At 72.9% G+C, this 22,879-nt stretch carries 16 protein-coding genes; 7 read left to right on the top strand and 9 right to left on the bottom strand.

Annotation, left to right across the window (positions count from 1 at the left end; translation table 11 throughout):
- Positions 1–3: 3 nt before the first annotated feature.
- Complete coding sequence (locus ACWEGE_RS16425; RefSeq protein WP_449661277.1) at positions 4–567, top strand: TetR/AcrR family transcriptional regulator; 564 nt, start codon at positions 4–6, stop codon at positions 565–567.
- Between the two features lie 183 nt (positions 568–750).
- Here the strand turns inward: ACWEGE_RS16425 and ACWEGE_RS16420 are convergent, their stop codons facing one another.
- Positions 751–2,898: an FUSC family protein gene (locus ACWEGE_RS16420; RefSeq protein WP_449661276.1), complete on the bottom strand. Its 2,148-nt coding sequence runs from the start codon at positions 2,896–2,898 to the stop codon at positions 751–753.
- Positions 2,899–3,173: 275 nt separating this feature from the next.
- Here ACWEGE_RS16420 and ACWEGE_RS16415 point away from each other — a divergent pair, with 275 nt between their 5' ends.
- On the top strand, positions 3,174–4,004 hold the full coding sequence (locus ACWEGE_RS16415) for a helix-turn-helix domain-containing protein (RefSeq protein ID WP_449661275.1): 831 nt from the start codon (positions 3,174–3,176) through the stop codon (positions 4,002–4,004).
- On the opposite strand, the gene ACWEGE_RS16410 is transcribed toward ACWEGE_RS16415, so the two are convergent.
- A complete protein-coding gene (locus ACWEGE_RS16410) occupies positions 3,985–4,242 on the bottom strand; it encodes a hypothetical protein (protein ID WP_449661274.1) in 258 nt (85 codons plus the stop codon). The genes ACWEGE_RS16415 and ACWEGE_RS16410 overlap by 20 nt on opposite strands.
- A gap of 188 nt (positions 4,243–4,430) precedes the next feature.
- Here ACWEGE_RS16410 and ACWEGE_RS16405 point away from each other — a divergent pair, with 188 nt between their 5' ends.
- Positions 4,431–4,958 carry a DUF6318 family protein gene (locus ACWEGE_RS16405; RefSeq protein ID WP_449661273.1) on the top strand — a complete coding sequence of 176 codons (528 nt, stop codon included), beginning with the start codon at positions 4,431–4,433 and terminating at the stop codon, positions 4,956–4,958.
- Here the strand turns inward: ACWEGE_RS16405 and ACWEGE_RS16400 are convergent.
- The 5 genes from ACWEGE_RS16400 to ACWEGE_RS16380 all read right to left on the bottom strand — a co-directional run bounded on the left by ACWEGE_RS16400 (position 4,955) and on the right by ACWEGE_RS16380 (position 12,226).
- On the bottom strand, positions 4,955–5,695 hold the full coding sequence (locus ACWEGE_RS16400) for a helix-turn-helix domain-containing protein (RefSeq protein ID WP_449661272.1): 741 nt from the start codon (positions 5,693–5,695) through the stop codon (positions 4,955–4,957). The genes ACWEGE_RS16405 and ACWEGE_RS16400 overlap by 4 nt on opposite strands.
- A 5-nt stretch (positions 5,696–5,700) precedes the next feature.
- Entirely contained in the window at positions 5,701–7,449 is a 1,749-nt protein-coding gene (locus ACWEGE_RS16395; protein ID WP_449661271.1) for a copper resistance CopC/CopD family protein, read from the bottom strand.
- A gap of 78 nt (positions 7,450–7,527) precedes the next feature.
- Positions 7,528–8,232: a YcnI family copper-binding membrane protein gene (locus ACWEGE_RS16390; protein ID WP_449661269.1), complete on the bottom strand. Its 705-nt coding sequence runs from the start codon at positions 8,230–8,232 to the stop codon at positions 7,528–7,530.
- A gap of 14 nt (positions 8,233–8,246) precedes the next feature.
- Entirely contained in the window at positions 8,247–9,332 is a 1,086-nt protein-coding gene (locus ACWEGE_RS16385) for a multicopper oxidase domain-containing protein (protein WP_449661268.1), read from the bottom strand.
- 71 nt (positions 9,333–9,403) lie between these two features.
- A complete protein-coding gene (locus ACWEGE_RS16380; protein ID WP_449661267.1) occupies positions 9,404–12,226 on the bottom strand; it encodes a plastocyanin/azurin family copper-binding protein in 2,823 nt (940 codons plus the stop codon).
- An 873-nt stretch (positions 12,227–13,099) separates the two neighbouring features.
- Between ACWEGE_RS16380 and ACWEGE_RS16375 the strand changes: the two genes are divergently transcribed.
- From ACWEGE_RS16375 to ACWEGE_RS16360, 4 genes are all read left to right on the top strand, one after another.
- On the top strand, positions 13,100–13,603 hold the full coding sequence (locus tag ACWEGE_RS16375) for an MmpS family transport accessory protein (protein ID WP_449661266.1): 504 nt from the start codon (positions 13,100–13,102) through the stop codon (positions 13,601–13,603).
- 5 nt (positions 13,604–13,608) lie between these two features.
- Entirely contained in the window at positions 13,609–14,484 is an 876-nt protein-coding gene (locus ACWEGE_RS16370; protein ID WP_449661265.1) for a hypothetical protein, read from the top strand.
- Positions 14,485–14,492: 8 nt separating this feature from the next.
- Positions 14,493–15,338 carry a carbon-nitrogen hydrolase family protein gene (locus tag ACWEGE_RS16365; RefSeq protein ID WP_449661264.1) on the top strand — a complete coding sequence of 282 codons (846 nt, stop codon included), beginning with the start codon at positions 14,493–14,495 and terminating at the stop codon, positions 15,336–15,338.
- Between the two features lie 134 nt (positions 15,339–15,472).
- Complete coding sequence (locus ACWEGE_RS16360; protein ID WP_449661263.1) at positions 15,473–20,875, top strand: DUF6531 domain-containing protein; 5,403 nt, start codon at positions 15,473–15,475, stop codon at positions 20,873–20,875.
- 31 nt (positions 20,876–20,906) lie between these two features.
- Here ACWEGE_RS16360 and ACWEGE_RS16355 read toward each other — a convergent pair whose 3' ends face one another.
- Together ACWEGE_RS16355 and ACWEGE_RS16350 are read right to left on the bottom strand one after the other, a co-directional pair.
- Positions 20,907–21,407 (bottom strand): hypothetical protein, encoded by a 501-nt coding sequence (locus tag ACWEGE_RS16355; RefSeq protein ID WP_449661262.1) that lies wholly within the window; start codon positions 21,405–21,407, stop codon positions 20,907–20,909.
- An 81-nt stretch (positions 21,408–21,488) separates the two neighbouring features.
- The gene (locus tag ACWEGE_RS16350; RefSeq protein ID WP_449661261.1) at positions 21,489–22,838 is read right to left on the bottom strand and encodes a diacylglycerol/lipid kinase family protein; all 1,350 of its coding nucleotides are present in this window, start codon (positions 22,836–22,838) and stop codon (positions 21,489–21,491) included.
- Positions 22,839–22,879: the final 41 nt, after the last annotated feature.

The following is a 22,879-nucleotide window of genomic DNA, read 5'->3' as shown; positions in this document are numbered from 1 at the left end:
GCTGTGCGATCACCCGCAGCAGTGCCCCGGCGCGTCGACGCCCGGCGCAACCGCGAGGCGATCCTCCGCGCGGCCGACGAAGCCTTCTGCGAAGACGCCGACGTGGTACTGGACGATGTGGCCCGCCGGGCCGGCCTCGGCCGGGCAACGGTCTACCGGCACTTCCCCGACCGCACGGCGCTGGCCCTCGCCGTCGCGGCGTACCACCTGGCGGCGCTCAAGGACCGGGTGCGCGGCCGGGAGTCGTTCCGCGAGCTGCTGCGGACGATGCTGGCCATGCAGGCCCGGCGGCGGCCGCTCGTCCGGCAGTTCCGCGAACTGCCGCAGCGCAGCCAGCGCCAGTACACGCAGGCGGTGATTTCGTTGCTGCGTCCGGCTTTCGAGCAGGCACAGCGCGAAGGCAGTGTGCGCGCGGACCTGGAACCGGCGGATCTGGCCCTGCTGTTCGAGATGCACGAAGCGGCACTGGTCTCGGGTCTGTCCACTCAGGAGCCGGCACAACCGGCGGAACGCCTGGTGCGCGTGTTCCTCGACGGCCTCGCCGGCGCGCGGGACCAACCCGGTTAGGCCCGGCCGGAGCAACGCGGCAGCGGTGTACCGCTTCAAACCAGGACTTGGCGCATCAGCACGGGATTCCAACCAGCTTGAGGCTGCTCGCCGGTACTCGTCGAGCACGCCACCAAGCACCTTCCGGCCCGGCGATCACCGTCTTGTCCCCGGACGGATTCCGTCAGCTGTCGACGACCGGAGCTACCGCCACCACGGGCGATGGCGCTGGGCCGCCACCACGCCGGCGGGCTCGACGAGTTCGGCGAGCCGGGCGGCGATGTGCTTGATGTGCTCGTGGACCCACAACGCGCAGGCGAGGTCGCGCACCGAGGCACCCGGCTGCTCGAGGAGCTCCGGGAACGTGGGCGGGGCGAGCATCGGCACGTCGCCGTGGTCGGTGCGGTCGAGGCGGGACGCCAGGTGGTCGTACCAGGCGGCGAGCTGGCCCGCCTGCTCGCCGAGGAGCCGGCGGAACGGGTCGGGTTCGACGTGGGGGTTCGGGAGCCCGGCCAGTGAGTGCGCGGTCAGCCGGGCGCGGACGGTGCCCGTGACCAGCCGCCACAGGAGCGGCTTGGGGACGTGCTTGGTGCCCTGCTCGCTGAGGAACCCGCGCAGCGCGTCGTCGAGCCGGGCGCCGGCGGCGGTCGCCGCGGCCGGGGCGGGCGGGTCGTGGCGGAGGCCGAGCGCCCAGTGCGCGGCCGTCGCGAGGTACGCGCCGCCGGTGCGGAAACTGTCGGCGAGGTCGTCGGCGACGACGGCCCGGGCGCCGCGGGGCCAGAACAGCGCGCCGGCCACCAGGCACACCGCGCAGCCGATCGCGACGTCTTCGATCCGCACGACCCCGATCCGCCACCCGGCCGGGGCGAGCAGGTTGAACAGCACGACCACCGTCACGGTGAAGGCGGCCTGGCCGACCGTGAACGGCAGGGCGCCGGGCGCGTAGGAGGCGACCAGCACCGCCAGCGGGAGGGCGATCCACAGCGCCGGCGTACTGGTGCCGATGACCAGCAGCAGCAAGGCGCCGACGACGACGCCCAGCACGGTGCCGGCCAGCGCGCGCAACGCGGTCGACCCGGTCGCCGCCGCGTTGCCGCGCAACACCGACAACGCCCCCAGCACCACCCAAAAGCCGTGCTCGACCCCGCTCGCGCCGGCGACCACGACCGCCGCGCTCAGGGCCACCGCGCCGCGGAGGCTGTTGACGAACCACACCGACCGCAGGCTCGTCTGGGGTGAGGCGACCCGGGTCAGCGACGTCAGGGAGAGGCTGCCGGGAAAGCGTTTGCGCCGGCTGCCGGGCGTCGCGGCGCGGGCTTCGACCGCCGCGGCGCGGGCGGCGAACGCGGCGGTCCGGGCGTGGAAGGACAGGTGCACGGCGTCGGCGTATCCGGGGTCGCCGGAGCCCATGCCGCGCAGCCACTCCACGCTCGCCTGGATCTTGCGGTCCAGCTCGTCGGTGTCGAAGGCGCCGGGCCGGTCGGCCGGCAGCCCGGCGACCGCCCGCAGGCACGCGCCGGTCTCGGCGAGGAGTTCCCGTTCGACCTCGGGTGCCCGGCTCAGGTCCGGGTATTCGCCGAGGGTGTCGGCGATGACCGAACAGCACCATTCGAGCAGGCCCACCAGGCTGTCGAGGGCCTGGTCTTCGGCGGCCAGCCCGGTGGGGCGGTACGGCGTCGCGGTGAACTCGTCGATCAGCCGGTGCTTGGCCTCGACGGCCGCCTCTTTGGCCGCGTGCACGTCCGGGTCGCCGCGCAAGGCCGCGTCCAGGTAGTCGGCAAGGGTGCCGGCCGACCGGGACGCCGCGTCCCGCAGGGCGGTGGTGGGAGATCGGGGCGACAGCAGCAGGACGGCCGCGGTGCCGACGACCGACGCCAGCCACCAGCCGGCGAGGCGGTCGGGCACCATTTCCAGCGTGCCGGGCGAGGCCGCCGGGAGGACGTAGGCGAGCAGCGCGGCGGGCGCGCCGGTGGCCGCGTTCGGGCCCGCGACCCCGCTGAACAGCACCAGGAACACCACGACCAGCGTCACGACCGCCGCCAGTGGCAGCGAAGCGCTGGCGGCGGTCCCGACGACCAGCAGGACGCTGCCCGCGACGGCGAGCCCGAAGTGCGCGCGCAGCTTGTCCCGCCAGTCGCCGCCGAACGACGCGAAGACCAGCGTGGCGAACCCGCCGAAGGCGGCAAACGTCGCCACCTGCAGGTTGCCGATCACCGTGACGCTGAACGCGAAGAGGGCGGGCACCACCAGCGTCGCCCGCACGGCGCGCAGCGCCGCGCCCGCCGACCACTGCGGCACCCAGTCCCGGGGCCTGATCCGGCGGGTGTTCACTGCGGGGGAATCGATCGCCACGCGGCGAGCATAGCCGCGAACCCGCTGATCACGGGCCGTTCGCCGGGACGCGGCGGTGACGCGGGGATCCTCGCTCCCCGGGAACGGCCCGGGCTTGCCCGGTCCGGAGTGGACGACGGAGCCGTACTGGGTGCGTCGAAGTCGGCGGGCCTGCCGGGCACCGTGATCCGTGTTACAGCCTGATCACCCGGCGGGGGCGGTTCGGCCGGGTTTCGGGCGAAAAGGTTCATCTGCGGATAACCGGCACCGCCGCGAAGATCCGTACCGTCGGGGGCTTGACGACGAAGACTTCGGGCGACGCGCGCAGCCTGCCAGCCGAAGCGCTGGAAGTCCTGCGTCGACGAGCCGTCGCCGCCGTGGAGGCCGGCGCGTCCCAGGTCGAAGTGGCGCGCTCGTTCGGCGTGTCGCGCAAGACCGTCGGTGCCTGGGTGCGGGCGTACCGAGAGGGCGGGAGCACCGCCTTCCGGCCGAAGCCGCGTGGCCGCCGCCCGGGAGAGCAGCTGGTGCTGTCCCCGCCCCGCCAGGCGGCGACGATCAAGGCGATCGTCGCCGGCTCCCCGGAGTCGCACGGCCTGCCGCACCGGCTGTGGAACCGCCAGGCGGTCGCCGAGCTCGTCAACCACCGGTACCGGATCCTGCTCAGCACCACGACGGTGACGCACTACCTCGGCCGCTGGGGACTGATCGAAGACCACGCGCTGCGGCCGGAACTCCCCCGGCGCCGGATCCCGGCGTTCGTCCCCGTCCAGCGGCCGGCGGAGTGGCTGCCGGCCGCGGAACCGCTGTGGTTCGGCTGGACGCGCCCGCACGCCCCGCCGGACACCGGCGCCGGCCCGGTCGCGGCGGGACACAACCTGCTGAACGGCTTCCGCACCCACTTCGGTGACGTGCACGTGCTGTACGCGGTGACCAGCCGCGGCGTGCTCCACTTCCAGGCACGGGTGGGCCCGTTCGACGCCGGGGACGTGACCGCCTTCCTGCGCGAGCTGACCCAGCCCGGCCGCGGGCTCAACGTCGTCGTCGGCCGGTGGCCCGCGGGCGCCCGCGACGTCCTGCGGGCGGTGCCGGCCGGCCTGCCGGTCCGGTTCATCCTGGTGCCAGGGTGACGGCCGGCGCGGTTTCTCCGCGCGGGTACGGCGAAGGCCGGGCCGGGAAGAGCCTGCCGACCGCGGCGATCGCGCATTCGGGGCAGATCCGCGCGTGCGGGCTCCGGTACTCGCGGACCTGGTCCATCACCAGTTCGGTGTAGCGGCCCTGGCTGCACAGGGAGACGGTGCTGCCGGGCAGGATCGTGTGCACCCGGCCCGGGTAGAGGTCGGTGGTGCCCCAGCACAGGTTCGGCATCGCGGCGCTCCCTCGGTTCGACCCGGCGGATTGTTTTTCGAGCATAGAACGCCAAAACTCCGAAGTCGACGAAAACGAGCGGACACACAGATACTTCACTGCGTTCCGGAGGCCTCGGCGGACATCTCGTAACGCGCCATTAATCAACCGGCCCACGCATTCGTCACGCAGTCCGCCATTCTCGGGTCATGCGTTTCTCCCGGGTCGGCCGCGGTGCCGCGATCGCGTTGGCCGCCGGCCTGTCCGCCGCCGGGTGCACCACGGCGGGCGTCCCGGCGGCGCCCGCCATGCCGGTGCCGCCGGTGCCGCCGCACGCGACCACAAAGGACACCCAGGGCGCGACTTCGTTCGCCACGCACTGGCTGGACCTCGTCGACTACGGCTACCGGACGCTCGACGCCGTCCCGCTCCGCGACCTGGCCGCGCCGACCTGCCGGACCTGCACGCAGCTGGTCGCCCAGCTCGACCGGGACAAGGCCGCGGGCGCCACGTACCAGGGCGGCCGGATCCATTTCCGCAGCGCCGTCCCGGACGGACGGGCGGAAAAGCCGACCGTCACCGTGCTCTTCGACCAGGACGAATTGAAAGTGCTCGACCGCACGGGCGCCACCACGGAAACCGTCCCCGCGAATTGCACCGTTTTCGTGTTCGAGCTCGACTGGACCGGAACGGCCTGGCGCACCGCGGCGATCAAGCTGGGCGTCGAAAAGGGCTAGGCGAACCGCAGCTCGATCCGTGGATCCGGCACCGGCGGCCACGACCGCACCAGGCCGGTGCCCGAAGCCGGCCAGGACCGCACCACGACCGTGATCGGGTGACCGAGCTGGTCGGCCAGCCGGCGCAGGAAGCCCGTCACCGCGACGGCGTCGAACGGCGTGGTCCGGACGTCGAAGTACAGCGAACCCCGGTTGCACGCCGCGAGCAGCACGTCGAGGTCCGCCGGGCTCCGGTGCCACGTCAGCCAGACCACCTCAGCGGCCCGGAACCCCACCACTCCCCGGCCCCGCAACGCCTCCAGCACGTTCGGCCCGGGCAGCAGGCCCCAGCGGGCCAGGTAGCCGCTGACCGTCTTCAGGCTCAGCGTGATCCGGAACTCGCGGTTGACCAGCTCCGCGATCGCCTGCCGCGTCCAGACCCGGTACGGCAGCGCGGCTTCCTCGGGGTCCTGCCCGGTCACGGTCTCGAGCACGGCGGCCTGCTGCCCGGACGAGAGCGCCAGCTGCTCGCCGGGACGCCGGCCGCGGGTCCGCGGCCGGAACGCGTCCTCGCCGAGGTCCCGGTAGGCCGTCACCCAGGTCCCGACCGTCTTGCGGGAGACGCCGAACAAGCGGGCCACCTCGCTGCGCGTGACGCCGGACTCGACCGCCGCGACCGCACGACGGCGCAGGTCCTCCAACGCGGCCTCGGGCAGCCGCCGCGCGTCGCGCCGGACCATCTCATCCCCTGCCAGCACGGCGGTCACCGGACCCCGAGCGGGACGCGGATCGTCGCCTGGTCCACTTCGGACGTCCGGACGACCACGGCGAGCTCCCACTGCCCGGGCACGGCGATCGAGGCGCCGGCGACGTAGTGGCCGAGCCCGGCGTAGGCCACCTTGACGGGCAACGGCCCCACGCCGCGGTCCGGCAACCGCAGCTCGGCCCGCAGCTCGGCGACCTCGTGCGGCCGGGACTGCGCGTCGAGCACGGTGAGGTGCATTTCGTTCGGCCCGATCCGCCCCGGCGAGACGTCGATCCCGAGCTGCCCGGTCGTGCCGCCCGCGGTGAACGGCCGCACGGTGCTCACCGGGCCGGTGTACGCGGGGATCTTCGGCGCGGCCTGTTCCCGGGCCACCTGCGCCTGCGCCGGTTCCACGCTGACCAGCGCGGCGGTGAAGCCGAGCACGACGACGGCGACCGCGGCTTCGCACCCGACCGCGCGCCGGAAGCGCCGCACCTCGGGTTCGGGCGGTCCGCGCCGGGCCCGCTTGCGCTGCAACACCGTCGTCACCGGCTCGCCGTAGTGCCGTCGCGCCCATCGGCGCGCCAGCCCGCCCAGCGCGACGAGCACCGCGACCAGGGCCAGCTTGCCGAGCAGGATCGTGCCGTAGGTCGTCCCGATCAGCGCCGACGGCGTCCCGACCTGACGCCAGGCTTCGAAGGTTCCGGTGACCACCAGGACGGCCACGCACACCGCGGCCACCCGTGAGAAGCGCGGGACCGCCTGCCCCAGGGCTTCGGCGTCGCCCGGCCGCCTGAGCAGCACCAGCAACGCGACCAGCCCGCCGATCCAGACGCTCATCGCCGTCAGGTGCACGGTGTCGGCGACGAGCGCGAACCCGACGTGCGCCCCGGCCGCGCTGTGGTTGGCGAGGCTCCACGTCATCGCGAGCGCGACCCCGCCGGCGAGCACCGCGCCGCCGTGCCACCACGGGTTCCGCGGCACGAGCGGCCACCGGGCGAGCCACACCGCCACCGCCGCCAGCAGGACCAGCCGGACGGCGAGCACCAGCCCCATCCGGCTGCCCAGCGTCGACCCGAGCAGGGCGAGGTCGCCCAGCGCGGAGAGCGGCCGTCCGGCGGCGTAGGGGCCGTAGGCGAGGAAGCCGAGCACGGTCGCCGAGACGAGCGTGCTCCAGCCGAGCCACAACAGCCGCCGGTCGCCCGCCGGGGACTCGCCGCCCGGCCGGCGCAGCGCGGCCAGGAAAGCCGCGCCGAGCAGGACCGCGAGACCGGCGTAACCGGTCCAGCGCACGACACCGTACGCCGTCGCGGTCAGGCCGTCTCCCCCGCCGGACGCCGGCGTCGCAACCGCGTCCGACGTACGCGTCGGCTGCCCGACGCTGAAGCTGAACGCGCCCTGCACCGGGTGGGAGTCCGCGGACACCACCCGGTAGGTCACCGTGTGCGTGCCGGTGGCGAGCGCGTTGGGCACGGCCACGGTCACCACGTCGCGTTGCTCGCCAGGGTGCGTGGGCCGGGGCAGGCCCTCGACGGCGTCGCCGCGCGGGCCGAGCAGCCGGATCTCCGCGAGCCCGACGTCCACGGGTTCGTTGAACCGCAACGAGATCTCGTGCGGCGAGGCGTCGACGACCTGCCAGTTGCCCGGGGTGGTGGCCAGCAGGACGGCGTGGGCGGAGGCGGTTCCGGGGACCAGCACGAGCAGGAGCAGCGCGAGGACCGGCGCCGTGACGGCGGCCGCGAGCCGCCGGGTCGTTGCTGCGAGCACGGGGTTCCTTTCGCGGGCGGGGACGGTGCGGGAAGGCGGTGGCCGGCCGAGGTCCGGTCGGCCGGCCACCGCCCGCTTTCAGACCCCGACCTTCGGCTTGTGCGCCGCCGGGGAGGGTGCGGCCGGCTCCTGCTTCGCCCGCCGCCGCGACTGCCACGCCCAGCCGCACGCGGCGATCGCGAGCGCGAGCCCGCCGCCACCGAGCGCCCGCGCGGTCGGGTCCGCCGCGGGGGACGGCGGCTCGGGAGCGGCGGCCAGCGACAGCGTCGGCGCGGGGTGTTCCGGCTCGGCGCCGCTGCCATCCGGCAGGTCGATCCAGCGCACCACCGAACCGTCCGAATAGGTCTGCAGCGCCTTGAACACCAGCTGCCCGCTGTCCTTCGGCAGCGGGCCGAGCGAGACGAGGAACTGCTGGAACTGGCCGGGCTGCACCTGCCCGCCCTGCCAGACGATCGACGTGACCGCCTCGGTCACCTCGCCGTCGTCGGTCCGCACCGGCTGGGGCAGCTTGGTCTTCTGCGGCGTGACCGTCCAGCCGGGCACCGGCTGCACGGAGACCGAGGCGAGCGGGTGGTCGGCCGGCAGCACCACTTCGAGCTTCACGGTCGAGGCGTCCGGCTTTTCGTTGGGGACGGTGAAGGCCACCCGCGTGTAGCCGCCGGGTGTCCCCGTGTTCGGGGTGACCGTGACGTGCGCGAAGGCAGCCGGCGTCGCGAGGAGCACGCCGGCGGCGCCGAGCAGGGAGACGGCGGCGACCCGGCGGGCGGCGAGGGGAAGGGACATGTCGGCTCCAGGGCTCAGTTGTGCTGTGGCTGGGACTCGGTGACGCCCGGCAGGCCGGGCAGCGGCAGGGTGGCGGGGTGGACGTCGGCGATGGTGACCATGCCGGTCATCCCGGTCGACACCTCGGAGTGCGAGAAGACGTGGCAGTGGATCATCCACTTGCCGGGCCGGACCGGTTGCCAGATGAGGTCGTAGGTCTGCCCGATCCCGACGGTGACGGTGTCCATCTGCTGCGGCACCGCGAGCGGGCGGCCGTCCTGGGCGACCACGGTGAAGTACCCGCCGTGGATGTGGATGGCGTGGAACATCTCCGGGCCGGTGCCGATCAGCCGGATGTGCACGCGGTCGCCGACCTTGGCCGCCAGCGACGTCGTCGCCGGGTAGCTCTTGGCGTTGAAGACGAACCCGAGCGCGCCGTCGCCGGTCATGATCCGGTAGTCGCGTTCGGCCGGGATGTCGCCGAGCGTCGGCACGACTTCCAGGGCGCCGTAAAGACCGCGCCCTTCCTGGTCGCCGTCCTCGTGCGAGTGGTACCAGTGGGTGCCGGTCGACACCGCGGTCCACTCGTAGGTGAAGCTCTGGCCCGGCTCGATGTCCGGCTGGGTCAGCATCGGCACGCCGTCCTGGTCGTTGGGCAGCTCCATGCCGTGCCAGTGCACCGCGGTCGGCTTGGCCATGGTGTTCTTGACCACGATCCGGACCTTGTCGCCCTGGTTGACCCGGATGACCGGCCCCGGCAGGTGGCCGTTGAACGCCAGTGCCTGCTTGGTGCGGCCGGGCTCGGTCTCCCAGGTCAGCGGCGCGGCGGTCAGGTGGAACTCCTTGACGCCGTCCTTGAGCTCCCACGCGGCGAGCGTGGTGCCGTCGCCGAGATCCGCTTCGGCCTGCGACCGCTGTCCGAACGCCGTGCCCAGCGGCCGCTGCAGCAGCTGGGTCGCCGCGGCCTCCTGGACGGCGACCGGTCCCGCGGTGCTCACCGCCGACCGCTCCGGGCCGACGGCCGCGGCCGCGGTCAGCCCGACCGCCGAACCGATCGCGACGAACCGCAGGACCCGGCCGCGCGGACGCCGGAACCTCCGTGTCCACTGTGGATAACGCATCGAATGCCCTTCTGCATCAGGGAAACCGGCGAGGAGGGGCCGGGCGGTCACCCGGCCCCTCCCCTGTCCTGCTACTTGCACACGGTCGCGAAGGCGACCGGGTTGCGCTGCCGGCAGGTCAACTGGTCGTTGACCGCGTTGCCCGGCGCCTGCTGCACCCAGCCCTCGTACGCGAGCGGGATCGGCAGCACGCCCATCCCGCCCATGCCCGCGGACCCGGTGACCTTGTCGTCGGTCGCCGTGTTCGGGCCGGCGGTCAGCACCATCCGGCCGACCACCGCGGCGTCGGACGGGTTGCCGTCGCCGTTCGGGTCGGTGTCCACCACGGACATCGCGTTCGAGAACTTGCTGGAGACGTAGGCGTAGTAGCCGCCGCCCTTCTTCGCCCCGAAGTTGATGCCGTGACAGCCCGAGTCGCACGGCAGCCACTTGACGATCTTGTCCGTCTTCGGGTCGATCACCGTGATGTTGGAGGTGAGCGTGTTCGCCACCAGCACCGCGGAGTTGTCCGGCGCCACCGGGATCTGGATGTCCAGACCACCCCAGTCCCCGGACGGGCCCTTGACGGGGTCGTAGTTGCCCCACAGGTCGATCTTCTTGTAGTGCTGCTTCGCCCCGCCGTCGGCGACGCACGCGTCGGCCTTCAGCGAGATGCACGAAACGGTGGCACCCGAGAAGTCGGCCTCGTAGGCCTTCGAGCCGTCCGGCGTCATGCCCGAGGCGATCGGCAGCTCACCGGTCTGCTCGTGCCGGATCTGCCCGCTCGGGATGTCGACGACCGTGGCGTTGTACAGGTTGACGTTGGGCGTGATCATCGTCGACCCGTCCCCGGTCATCCAGTGGGCGTGCGGGTGCGCCACCTTCTCACCCGGTAGCTCGACCGGGATGCGCCGGTCGATCTTCGTGGCGTCGGGCGAGAGCTCCATCACCGCGCCGCCGCCGTTGAGCGCGACGTGCAGCTGCCCGGTGTCGGTCCGGCTCATCACGTGTGACGGGTCGGGGCCGACTTCTATCTGCCTGATGAAGGCGCCGCTGGCCCGGTCGAAGACGTCCAGCTTGTTGTTGAACCATTCGGTCTGGTAGATGACCTTTTCGTCCTTGTCGGTCCACATGTTGTGCGGGTTGTTCATGTTGACCTGGGGCAGCGCGACCTTCCGCTCCACTTCCCAGTTCTGCACGTTCACCCGCGTCGCGGTCCCCGGCTTGGTCTTGCCCGCCGTGGTCTCCATCTCGGTGTCGACCCACACCTCGCCGACACCGGGCGTGCCCGGTTTCTTGTTGGCGGCCGCGAGCTTCTTCGGCACGCCCTGGTGTTCCTTGAGGTATAGGCTCAGCAGCGGGATGAGCTGCGGGTTGCCGGCCTCGTCGTAGGTCAGGATGGGCGCCGGCGGGTAGTCCGACGGGTTCCACTCCGTGTCCTGCGTGCCGCTGTAGGTCTGCCAGTTGCCCGGCGCGGTGATGTTGAAGAACTTCGTCACCAGCTGCGTGATGATGTCCGCGTTGGACGGCACCACCAGGTTGCGGCTGTTGACGTGCAGCTTCTTGCCGAAGTCCAGGCCCGGCGTGAGCGGGTCGTCGACCACGACCGCGCCGAGCATGTACGGGTGGATCTTGCACTGGAAGGCGTACAGGCCGGGCTCGGTGAGCTGGACGGTCTGGTTGCCCACCCAGGCCCCGCCCTGGTCGTACGGGAAGCCCTTCGCCCCGTCCGGCCAGATCAGGCTGGTCGCGGTGTGCGCGGACGCCGCGGCGGGTGAGCCGACGCCGAAGTTGACCGTGACCGGCAGCGTGATGTCGTTGCTGGCCCACTTCTTCAGCTCGTCTAGCAGGCCCATCAGGTCCGCCCCGACCGGCAGCTTGTCCAGCGACACCGGCACGTTCGCCGGCTGCGCCGCGACCTGCTGCTGGAACTGGTCGAGCAGGGTGTTCGCCTTCGCCGCCCGGGCATCCCCGAGCGGCAGGACCTGCCCGACCGCGCTGCGCAGCGCCCCGATGTTGAGCAGCTGGGCGGGATCGACGCCGAGGTTGCCGACCTGTGGCGTGTTGCTCCCGCTCGGCAGCAGCTTGCTCAGCTGCGAGACGGCTCCGCCGAGCAGGTTGGTCGCGCTCGACCCGTCCAGGGCGCCGTTGCCCAGCAGCGGCAGCTTGGACAGGTCCAGCGACGGCAGCAGCCCGAGCACCTTGCCGAGGTTCAGCCGCGGCAGCTCCGCCACGGCCAGGGACTTGGTGCCGAACAGGTTGAGGTTGGTGTTGTACCAGGCCCCGTTGTCGTCGGTGAGCCGGAAGCTGACCGGCAGCGGGCCGACGCCGATGGGGGCGCCGCCGGGCCCGGTGGTCGCCGGCGGCGCGGTGGTCCCGCCCGTCGGCGGGGCCGTCGTGTTCGGCGGCGCCGTCGTGGTGGGCGGAGCCGTGGTGGTCGGCGGCGCGGTGGTCGTCGGCGGGGCCGTCGTGGTCGGCGGCGCCGTGGTGGTGGGCGGAGCGGTCGTGGTCGGCGGCGTGCTGTCGCCGACGTGCACCGCCATGAACATGTCGGGGTGGAACCGGCAGGTGATGTTCACCGTGCCGGGGCTGCCGAAGGTGTGGCTGAACGACGCGCCCGGCGGCATGTCGGGCGAGTTGATCTCGCCGCCGCCGGACTGCACGACGCTGTGCACGGTGCCGTCGGTCTCGGCGTTGGTCCAGGTGACGGTGTCGCCGACGGCGATGGAGATGTCGGCCGGGTTGAAACCGAGGTTCTGCTGCGTGACGTTGGTGGTGGCCGCCGACGCCGGAGCCGGCCCGGTGAACACGACGCCGAGGGTGCTCAGGACCACGGTGGTCGCGAGGACCACGGCCCGTGAGACGCGGCGGCGCCGTCCGGAGGAGAACCTGCGCAACGGATGCGATGGACGCATCGTCTTCCCTTCTCTTCGCAGGGGCAGCGCCGGTCACCCCGGGGTCCCGTCGGGTGGGTGCCCTGATGGCTTCCGGTGCTGCACGGTTCTTGGCTGGTGGGGAATTCCGCTGGCTGCGCGAGTACCGCACCCGGGTCCGGCCACCCGGATGAGAGCAGTCGCGCCGAGCACGGGCCGCGTCGGCGGGGCCCGGCCGCGAACGGGCCGTTCCGGTGTTCCCCGTCCGCGCGGCTGCTGCGCCATCTGGTCCTCACCAATCGACCGAACGCCGTGGACGTGGAGCCACAATTAGGACGGCGGCCTGTGTACAGCACTTTTCGGCACTGTTAACTGTCGATTACCAAGAACCCTTGCCGACTTATTTTTGAGGTGAAAGGCTTAATTTTCCGAGCGGGAAGAACAATGACCGGGAATGCAAATAAGTGTCACCGGAACACCGCGACCCGCGACTCGCCCAGGATGCCGTTCGCACTGATCGCGCCTTTTCGGTCAACCGACCGGACGCCGCCGCGGAGTGACACCTTTTTGCCCCGGAAGCGAATTACCGCCCACCCCGCAACGGCTCCGCGCAGTAGCCCACCCGGCCGAGCGCCCCGCTGCGCCGACCAGGCCCGTGACCAGCGAAGATCGTCGGTGATTCCGGTGCAGGACCGTCGTTTCCGGCAGGTTAACGCCACGGTACGAGCCGACCGGCGCCCGCTCGGGGAGGCACTGGCCAGAACGCCCGGGTGCGTGCCACGATGTCGCCACCCGGCGCCGGCGAGGCCGCGCCTTTCGTCTTCCGACCCTCCCATATCACCGTGCCGCACACCTGAGAAGACGCCAAGAAAGTGAGCTCTTTATGATCGTCCACGCCTGCCGACGGAGCCGGCCGTGACCACGGGAACGGCGAAACCGAAACCGGGCGGAAAACCGTCCCCGGTCCCGCGCGGCCGGGCGTTCCGGCTCGCGCAGCGCACGTGGTGGCTGCCCTGGGTGCTCGGCGCGGCGACCGTGGCGGTCGCCGTCGTCATCGCGACCGAGGTGTTCGCCCCGGACGAGCCTGCCGGGTGGGACCAGGTCCGGCTGCCCACGGCCGAGCACCAGGTCGTCTACTCCGTGACCGGCACCGGGAAGTCCCCGGAGATCAAGTACGTGGTCGACGGCGTGAACGGCACCGAAACCGTGGTGAACGGGGATCTGCCGTGGCGCAAGGAGTTCACCCTCAAGGTCGGCCCCGGGCTCGGGGTCGTCCAGGTGCTGGCCGCGAACAACGAGACCGCGGGCTCGATCGCCTGCACGGTCAGCGTCGACGGCAACGTCGTGCACCAGGCGTCCTCGCGCGGGCCGGGCACCCAGGTCTCCTGTTCCTCCGTGATCCGCCCGTCCTCGAGGTAGCCGCGATGAAACTCCGCATGGTGCGGCAAGTGGTCACGGCCACGGCGATGTCGGCGGCGCTGGCCACCGCGACGCCGTCCGCCGCCGCGCAGCCGGTGGTGCTCGACAGCTGCGCGGTGACCGTGCAGGGCGAGCCGGGTCAGCTCGTTTCGCTCAAGCCCGCGGCGGTGACCCCGCAGATCCTCGCGGCGCTGGCCCCGCTGGACCCGCTCAACGTGCTCCGCCCGGCCTTCGCCGGCGTCTGGCAAGCGCTTCCGCCGATCACGCTCGGCTCGATCGGCGCGGCCGACGGCGTGATCCCGGGCAGCACCGTGGCCGACGCCGTGCTGGGCGAGCTGCGCCGGATCTCGTTGCTGGCCCCGGTGATCGACGCGCTGTCCCCGGCGCTGCGCGGGCTCCTCGACGCGAACTGCCGGGTCACGACGAAGCCCGGGAACCCGGCGCCGACGTCTCCTCCGCCGGCTCCTGCGTCGTCCCCGCCGCCGGGCGGCGCGCGGCCGCCGGCCACGGGTGGCAGTCCGCCGCGGGCGACCGCGGGCGCGACTCCCCCGGCGACCGGGGCGACGATCACCAGCCCGGGCCTGCCCGAAGCGGTGCTCGGGACGCAGTTCCCGGGGATGGCCGGGCAGGGCGGGATCCCCGGGCCCGGCATCCCGCCGGACCGCGTCGCCTACGACTACGGCCCGGCCGCGGTGCCGCAGGTCCCGGCGGTCGACGCGCGGATGCAGGGCCTCGGCGGCCAGGCGACCGGCTCGGCGGAGGCCCTGCCGGCCGCGCCCCGCGGCGGCGTCAGCCGGGAGACGCTGCTCGCCGGCCTGCTCGTGACCCTGATGGGAACCCAGCTGTTCCGCCGCTGGGCGTTGCGGCGGAAAACCGGTTAGGAGCACGGATGGGACTCACGCGGATCGCCACGGTCGCCGCCCACTTCGGCCGCGACCTCACATTCGGCCTCGGCCGCGTGGCGGCGCTGATCGAGGAGGCCCGGCGGGCGGGCGCCACGGTGCTCGTGCTGCCGGACGGCACGCTCGGCGGCGCCTTCACCGACTTCGGCCGGGCCGACCCCGAGCACCCGCCGCCCGCGCTCGCCCCGGACGGCGCGGAGGTGCGGGCGGTGGCGAAGCTGGCGGCGGAACTGGTGGTGTGCTTCGGATACAGCGAAGCGGGCGAGAACGGCGAACGCTACTCGGCGGCGGCCTGCGTCTCCGGCGACGGCGTGCTCGGCCGGCATCGCAAGGTGCACCTGTCCGCGGCCGAAGCACTGCAGCGCGAACCCGGCACCGGGTTCACGGCGTTCGACACCCCGGCCGGCCGGCTCGGCATGCTGCTCGACTACGAAAAGGCCTTCCCCGAAGCCGCCCGCAGCCTCGCCGCCGACGGCGCCACCATCGTCGCGTGCCCGTGTTCGTGGGCCGCCGGAAGCCGGGCGCCGACGCTCTCGCGGGACCGCCAGGCCCGGCTGTTCGACGTCTACGACTGCGTGCGCGCGGTGGAGAACCAGGTGGTGTTCGTGGCCGCCAACCAGGCGGGCGTCATGCACGGCACCCGCTTCCTCGGCCTGGCCAAGGTGGTCGGCCCGGACGGCGCCACCCACGCCCGGACGGCTTCCCGGCCGGCGCTCGTCGTCGCGGAGCTGGACGTCGAAGCGGAGATCGCCACCGCCCGCCGGGCCCGCCACCACCTCGAGGAGCGAAGACCGGACGCGTACGCGCTGGGCCGCGGACGAGTCACGCATTGACGCCGGCTCGGTCCCATGAGCCGGTCGGCCCGTCTCGTCCCATGGGTGTCCGATGAGGACCGGCGCGCCAGGACCATTCGGACAACCCCGAGACGGGGCACCGGACGGCGCTCCTCCGCTGCTAGCGTGCTGGGGTGAGCAACCCGTTGATCGCGCAGACCCAGGACTCGACGAAGGCCTACTCCGGCATCTCGCTCCTGGAATCCGCCAACGACCTCTCGTCCGCCATCAAAAGCGGCGACTGGGCGTCGGTGGCGATGGGCGCGGTCGGTACGGCGCTCGACGCCCTGTCGATGGCCATGGACCCGTTCGGCGCGATCCTCGCCGCCGGCGTCAGCTGGTTGATGGAGCACGTCGGCCCGCTCAAGGACGCGCTCAACGGGCTCACCGGCAACGCCGACGAGATCCAGGCCCAGTCCGAGACCTGGGCCAACGTCGCCAAGGAACTCGGCAGCGTCTCCTCGGACCTGACCGACGCCATCAAGGCCGATCTGCAGTCGTGGTCCGGACCGGCCTCGGACGCCTACCGGCAGCGCGGTCTGGACGTGGCCACCACCTTGCAGGCGGCGCAGAAGGGCTGCGAAGGGGCTTCCAGCGGCGTCAAGACCGCCGGCGAGGTCGTGGCCGCGGTCCGCACGCTGGTGCGCGACATCATCTCCGAGCTCGTCGGCCACCTGATCAGCTGGGCGCTGCAGGTCGTCTTCACCCTCGGCATCGGCCTCACCTGGGTCGTCCCCCAGGTCGTCACCGCCGTCGCGAAAACCGCCTCGAAGATCACCGACCTGGTCACCAAGCTCGTCAAGGCGCTCAAGGCCCTGGTGCCGCTGCTGAAGCGGGCAGGAACGCTCTTCGAGGACGCGGGCAAGGCGCTCAAGAACATCAAGGTCGGCAAGACCGCCCCGCCGCCGAAGCACGCCGACATCAACGGGACCCCGAAGGCGCCACCGGTGAAGACCCCCGGCGGCGACGGCGGGGGCACCCCCAAGGACCACACACCGCCACCGGCGGCCAAGGGCGGTGACGACGCCACCCACACCTCCAGCACCGGCGGCGGCTCTCACGGCGGTGACGGCAGCCCACCGCCGCCGAAGACCGACGAGGCGCCGCCCAAGACCGACCCGGAACCGCCTCCGGCGCAGACCCCGAAGGGGCTGGGGGACGACAAGACGGTCACCTCGAGCTCCGGAGGTTCCGGCGGCGGCAAGAGCATCAAGGACGGCAACGCGAACCCGCACGAGAACGGCACCCCACCGCCGGACCGGTCGGTGTGCGGCGACCCGATCGACGTGGCGACCGGGTGGATGCTGCTGACGCAGACGGACCTGGAGATCCCCGGCGCGTTGCCGCTGGAGGTGGCGCGCACGCACATCTCGTCCTACCGCGCGGGCCGCTGGTTCGGCCCGTCGTGGGCCTCCACCGTGGACCAGCGGCTCGAGGTCGAGGCCGACGGCCTGCACGTCGCGCTCGCGGACGGCAGCCTCCAGAGCTACCCCGTGCCGGTGAACTCCCCGGTGCTGCCGGTGGCGGGCCCGGCACGGCCGCTGCGGCGGGTCGAGGGCGGCTACCTGGTCGAGGACCCGCAGCAGCAGCACACGCTGTTCTTCGAGGAGTCCGCCGACGGTGTGTGCCCGCTGCGGACGATCTTCGACGGCGACGGCAACCGCATCGACGTGGTGCCCGGGACGAACGGGGTGCCGGCCGAGCTGGTCCACTCCTCCGGCGACCGGGTGCTGTTCGACAGCGCGGGCGGCCGGATCACCGCCCTGCGGGCGGCCGACGGCACGGTCGTCGCGAGCTACTCCTACGACGAGCGCGGCCGGCTGACCGAGGTCGTCGACGCCGCCGGCACCCCCACCAGCTTCACCTACGACGCCGACGGCCGGATCGTGCGCTGGGAAGACGTCAACGGCCGCTGGTACGGCTACGGCTTCGACGCCGCGGGCCGGGTCGTGCGCGCCCGCGGCACCGGCGGCTACCTCGACTGCACGATCGACTACGACCGCGAGAACCTGGTGACGAGCGTCACCGACTCGCTCGGCGCGGTGCGCCGCTTCCACCTCGACGACCGGCTCAACGTGATCGCCGAGACCGACCCGCTGGGCCACACCACCAGCCTCGCCTACGACGAGCACGGCAGGCTGCTCACCCGCACCGATCCGCTGGGCCGCCAGGTCCGCTACGAGCGGGACCGGGCCGGCCGGGTCGTCGCGATCACCGCGCCGGACGGCACGCGGTCGCTGACCGAGTACAACGAGCAGGGCCGCCCGGTCGCCGCGATCGGCCCCGACGGTGCCACGTGGCGCTACGAGTACGACACGCGCGGCAAGGTCACCGGCGTCGTCGACCCGCTCGGTGCCCGGACCTCCTACGCCTACGACGAGCGCGGCAACGTCGCCGTGGTCACCGACGCGCTCGGTGGCACCACCCGGATCACCTCGGACGCGGCGGGCCGGGCGCTGACCGTCGAGGACGAGGACGGCGCCGTCACCCGCTACACCTACGACCTGCTCGGCCGCACCACGTCGGTGACCGACGAGCTGGGCGCCGTCACCCGGCTCGCGTGGGCGGCGGGTGACCAGCTCGCCGAACGGATCGAGCCGGACGGCGCGACGTGGCGGTGGCGGGACTCCGCCGTCGGGAACACCGACGAGAGCACCGACGCGCGCGGCAACACCACCCGCACCGAGTACGCGCAGTTCGACCTGCCGGTGGCCGAAACCGGCCCGGACGGCGCGCGCCTCGCCTACGCGTACGACACCGAGCTGCGCCTGGTGTCGGTGACCAACGAGCAGGGCCTGAGCTGGCACTACCGGTACGACCCCGCCGGGAACCTCACCGGCGAGACCGACTTCAACGGCCGCACCCTGCACTACCGCTACGACGCCGCCGGGCAGCTGATCGGCCGGACGAACGGTGCCGGGGAGACCACGACGCTGGAGCGCGACGTGATGGGCCAGGTGGTCCGCCGCGTCACCGGCGAAGACGTCGCGACCTTCGCCTACGACGAGGCCGGCCGCATGATCTCCGCGCGCAACGCCGACGCCGAGGTCACCTTCGCCTACGACGCGCTGGGCCGCGTGGTCGCCGAGACGGTGGACGGGCGCGTGGTGCGCTCGGAGTACGACGAGCTCGGCCGGCGCCGCGCGCGCCACACGCCGTCGGGCGCGGTGTCGCGCTTCGAGTACGGACCGGCCGGCACGCTCGCCGCGCTGCACGTCGGGAACCGCTCGCTGCGCTTCGAGCACGACCTCGCCGGCCACGAGCGGGTCCGCCGCTTCGGGGCCGCGGAACTGCGCCAGAGCTGGGCCCCGGGCGACCGGCTGGTGGCCCAGACGGTCGTCGCGGGCAACCGCACGACCCAGCACCGCGAGTACGGTTACCTCGCCGACGGCTACCTGGCTTCGGTGACCGACGCGATCACCGGTCCCCGCACCCTCGAGGTGGACCGCTCGGGCCGCGTCCAAGCCGTCGTGGGCCGCGGCTGGCAGGAGAACTACGCCTACCACCAGAGCGGTGTCATCGCCCGGGCGCAGACGCCGGGAGCGCCGACGTCCGGGCCACGCGAGTACCGCGGCACCTTGCTCACCGCCGCGGGCGCGGTCCGCTACGCCCACGACCCCGAAGGCCGCACCACCCTGCGCGGTGCCGGGCCGGCGGGCCCGCAGTGGCAGTTCCGGTGGACCGCCGAGAGCCGCCTGACCTCGGTGCTCACGCCCCGGGGCGAGCACTGGCGCTACCGCTACGACGCGCTGGGCCGCCGGGTCGCCAAGCAGCGGCTCACGCCGGACGGCCGGGTGGCCGAGCAGGTCCAGTTCGCCTGGGACGGGGACACCCTCGCCGAACAGGTGCGCACCGGACCCGGGCAGCCCCCGGTCGCCACCGTGTGGGAGTGGGAACCGGGTACCGGCCGCGCCCTCACCCAGACCGAAGGCGTCCTCGGCGCGCCGGACCAGCGGTTCCACACGATCGTCACCGACCTCGCCGGCACGCCGAGCGAGCTGCTGGAGGAATCCGGTGAGGTCGCGTGGCACCGCCAGGCCACGCTCTGGGGCAAGGTCCTCGACGGACCGGGCCGGGCCACCACCCCGCTGCGGTTCCCCGGCCAGTACCACGACGCCGAAACCGGGCTGCACTACAACCTCAACCGCTACTACGACCCCGAGGCCGGCCGTTACCTGTCCCACGACCCGCTGGGCCTCGACCCCGGCCCGGACTCGCAGGCCTACGTCCACAACCCGACCGCGCTGGCCGACCCGCTCGGCCTCGCTCCGCAGGTCACCCCCTGTGCGGCGAAGAAGAAGCAGCAGGCGAAGGCGAGCGGGGTGTCGAAGTCGAAGGCGAGCAAGGCGAAGCAGCAGCTGATCGGCAGCGGCGGCGCGGGGCCGAGCAAGAAGGCGCCCAAGGCGAAGACCAAGCCGGACGGCAACGCCGCGAAGTCCGACGGCTCGTACGGCACGACGAAACACGAACAGGCTCGCACCTGGGAGAAGTACCAGAACGAGATCAAGAACGACTCGACCTGGAAGGACCCGAACAAGCTCGTCAGCGGCAAGACGCACGAGTCCGAACACCCGATCGGGTACAAGGCCATCGGCGGCGACGAGTTCCAGCGGGCGAACGCCCACGAGAGCCAGATCCGCGACGGCGTCAAGGCAGGCGATCGCGGGCCGAAAACCGCGGACGAGGCCGCCAACATCAAGGACGCCAGGCGCATGGAAGACGACGCTCCCGCCTACCAGGAGTCGGCGCAGGCACACCGGGACAACATCGGCACCGGCGTGCGCGGCGACAAGGACGGCTCGGGGTTCAACGCCGACTCCTACCGCGAAGCCCTCGGCAACACCCTGCGAGAAGGCCGGCCGAGCGACGGCGTCCAGCTCAACCAGCTCACCTACGCCCACCAGCACACGCAGCCGAAGATGGTGGACAACCCCGACTTCGTCAGCAAGAGCATGACCCCGGACGAGCCGAAGAAGGTCCAAGCCTGGGAGCCGAACCCGCACTACAAGAACGACATCGAGACGCCGAACGAGCCGAAACAGACCCACGCGATCGAGGACGCTCCCCATCGGGACTCCTTCCGGCCGACCGCGGGCACGGTCCAGGGCAAGGTCGCCGACGACTCCTACCACCACATGGTGGACAAGATGGAGGGCAAGTCGATCGAGTACAGCGACGGCACCGGCGGTGTCGGCAAGCCGGGCGGCACCGCCCACACCCCACCGGTCTCGCACGACGACGTCATCGAGATGCACACGGCGCGCGACGTCGTGCGGGACGGCGCGAACGTGTCCAAAGAGGACATGCCGATGTTCCTCCACGACAAGGAGATGGGCCACCGCCTCGGGCAGCCGACCGACGCGGACAAGCAGAAGTACTGGGGCGACGACGTCAAGGACGTCGACATGTCGGACCAGGCGGTGCGGGACCGGATCCGGGAGCAGCAGGAGCGCATGCACGAGATGGTCCGCGAGCAGCGCGGCGGCCGCGGACCGGGCTGGGCCGACGACCCGAACGCCATGGACGTGGACGGCTGACCGGAGTGCGGCGGCCGAACCCTGAGCACGCTCAGGGTTCGGCCGGGCGCAGGGGGACCCACGAGCCGCCGATGCGCAGGTCCGCGCGAGCGGCGTCGACGAACACCGCGATCGCCCGGTCCAGCTGCCCCTGGCCGGCCTCCTCGGCTGCGCGGAACCGCTCGTCGACCCGGCCACCGAAACCCGGCCGGCTCCCCGCGTGGATCTGCCGGACCGTCTCGACGCGGTCGTGCACCGCGGCGAGCACCCGCTCGAGGGTGGCGTTGAGTTCCTTGCTGCAGAAGAACGCCAGCTGCAGCACCGCTTCTTCGAGAGCCTCCGCCACCGAGGACGGATCGACCGCGTCGCGGCCCCTCCAAACCGGCAAGCACCGGAGCCGGTGTGCCGCAGCCACGACCGCGGGGAACAGCTGGCTCTTGCGCTGCAACACGACGTACCGGTCGGCTTCGTCGATCGCTTCCGGGCCACCGGTGCGTGCGGTCGCGACGGCGCCGGCCGGCGCCGCCTGGTCGAGGTCGGGGTGCTCGTTCACCATCGGTCTCCTGTCGCTGGGCCGAAACTCGGCCGCCGAAGTGAAACTCGGACACCGAAATCCCGTCTCCCCCGCAGCGGGTTAATCCAAGACGCGCGGAGAGCGCCCGGCGAGCACGCGCAGGAGCGCGCGCAGGGCCCGCCGGACCCCCTTCGGGGCCATCGCCGCCGGAGAAGTGCCGGGGGCGTCCGGGGGCAGGCGCACCCGCAGGACGCCGGGCAGGACGCCGATCCGCAACGGCGACGGGAGGCGCCGGGGTTCGCCGTCCACGGCCACGTCGATGAGCGGGTCCGCCGATTCCACCGCGAACTCCGGCGTGCTCCAAGCCCGGTAACCGGGGAACCGGGCGAGGTCGCCGCACAACTCGGCCGCGACCAGCTCCGGCACGTCCCGCGCCCGGTCGACCGCGACCGTGACGATCCCGAGGACGCCAAGGTCGAGCCGTTCGCGGCTGCCGAGGCCGGTCAACCGCTCGAGCCGGTAGGGGCCGTTGGAAACGAGCACGATGTCCGTGGCCCCCGCGGGAGCGCCGTCCGGGCCGGGAAAGCTCAGCGGGCGGCGGGCGTCCGGGCCGAACAGGCCGGGCAGGCAGCGGGCGACCGTGGCGGCCTTGGCCTCCCGGTAGCCGGGAGCCCGGACCAGGGCGGCGTACGCGCCGAGCGAAACGTTGTTGACGAACACCCGGCCCCCGGCCACGCCGAGATCGACCCGCCGCTCGACAGCCTCGCCGAAGGCGGTCAGCGCGCCGGCCGGGTCGTCCCGGTCCAGGCCGAGGTCGCGCGCGAAGTGGTTGCGCGTTCCCGCGGGAACGCAGACGAAGGGCAGGTCGTGCCTGCGGGCCACGTCGGCGACCACGGCCTGGCTGCCGTCGCCGCCGGCCATCCCGAGCACGTCCGCGCCGTCGGCCACCGCCTGTTCCGCGAGTTCGCGCAGGTCGTCGTCGAAGTGCAGCTCGATCGGCCGGATCCCGAGCGCCCGGGCGCGCTCCCCGAGCCGGGACGCGGTGGCCACGCCGTGGCCGGACAGCGGGTTGAGCAGCAGGACGCCCGCCGCCGCCGGCTCCGCGCGCCGGATCCGGGGCGTCCGCGCCAGATCGTGGCCGAGGGCGATCCTGGCCGCGGCGAACGACAGCGCGACCAGTCCGGCGGCCGCCGCCAGCAGAGCGTAGGCGTGCAGGTCGGGCAGCACCAGCAGGACCGCGGCGACGACTCCGGCCGTCGCCGCGGCCACCCGCGGGAAACCACGGCGCACCAGCGCGGCCCACCCGGCACCGAGCACGCTCCCGAGCAGGAGCACCGCGAGTGCCAGCTGGAGCGGGTGCCGGACCAGTGCGCCGATGACCACGGCGAACGCCGCCGCCGACGCCGTCACGGAAATCGCCGCGGCCACCTGCCGGGTGATCGCCGGCCGCCCGTCCGCCCGCTTCGCCATCGCCGCACCTCCGCGGCCGACCCTGCGGTCCGGGCGGCCCC

The organism is Amycolatopsis sp. NPDC004747, assembly GCF_053601335.1.
The sequence above is the reverse complement of the archived record's forward strand: the minus strand, read 5'-3'. Positions and strand labels throughout refer to the sequence as shown.

Coding starts and splice junctions, on each gene's coding strand:
- ACWEGE_RS16390 (WP_449661269.1), bottom strand. CDS start 8,232: ATGTCCCTTCCCCTCGCCGCCCGCCGGGTCGCCGCCGTCTCCCTGCTC.
- ACWEGE_RS16385 (WP_449661268.1), bottom strand. CDS start 9,332: ATGCGTTATCCACAGTGGACACGGAGGTTCCGGCGTCCGCGCGGCCGG.
- ACWEGE_RS16405 (WP_449661273.1), top strand. CDS start 4,431: ATGCGTTTCTCCCGGGTCGGCCGCGGTGCCGCGATCGCGTTGGCCGCC.
- ACWEGE_RS16370 (WP_449661265.1), top strand. CDS start 13,609: ATGAAACTCCGCATGGTGCGGCAAGTGGTCACGGCCACGGCGATGTCG.
- ACWEGE_RS16365 (WP_449661264.1), top strand. CDS start 14,493: ATGGGACTCACGCGGATCGCCACGGTCGCCGCCCACTTCGGCCGCGAC.
- ACWEGE_RS16410 (WP_449661274.1), bottom strand. CDS start 4,242: ATGCCGAACCTGTGCTGGGGCACCACCGACCTCTACCCGGGCCGGGTG.
- ACWEGE_RS16380 (WP_449661267.1), bottom strand. CDS start 12,226: ATGCGTCCATCGCATCCGTTGCGCAGGTTCTCCTCCGGACGGCGCCGC.
- ACWEGE_RS16350 (WP_449661261.1), bottom strand. CDS start 22,838: ATGGCGAAGCGGGCGGACGGGCGGCCGGCGATCACCCGGCAGGTGGCC.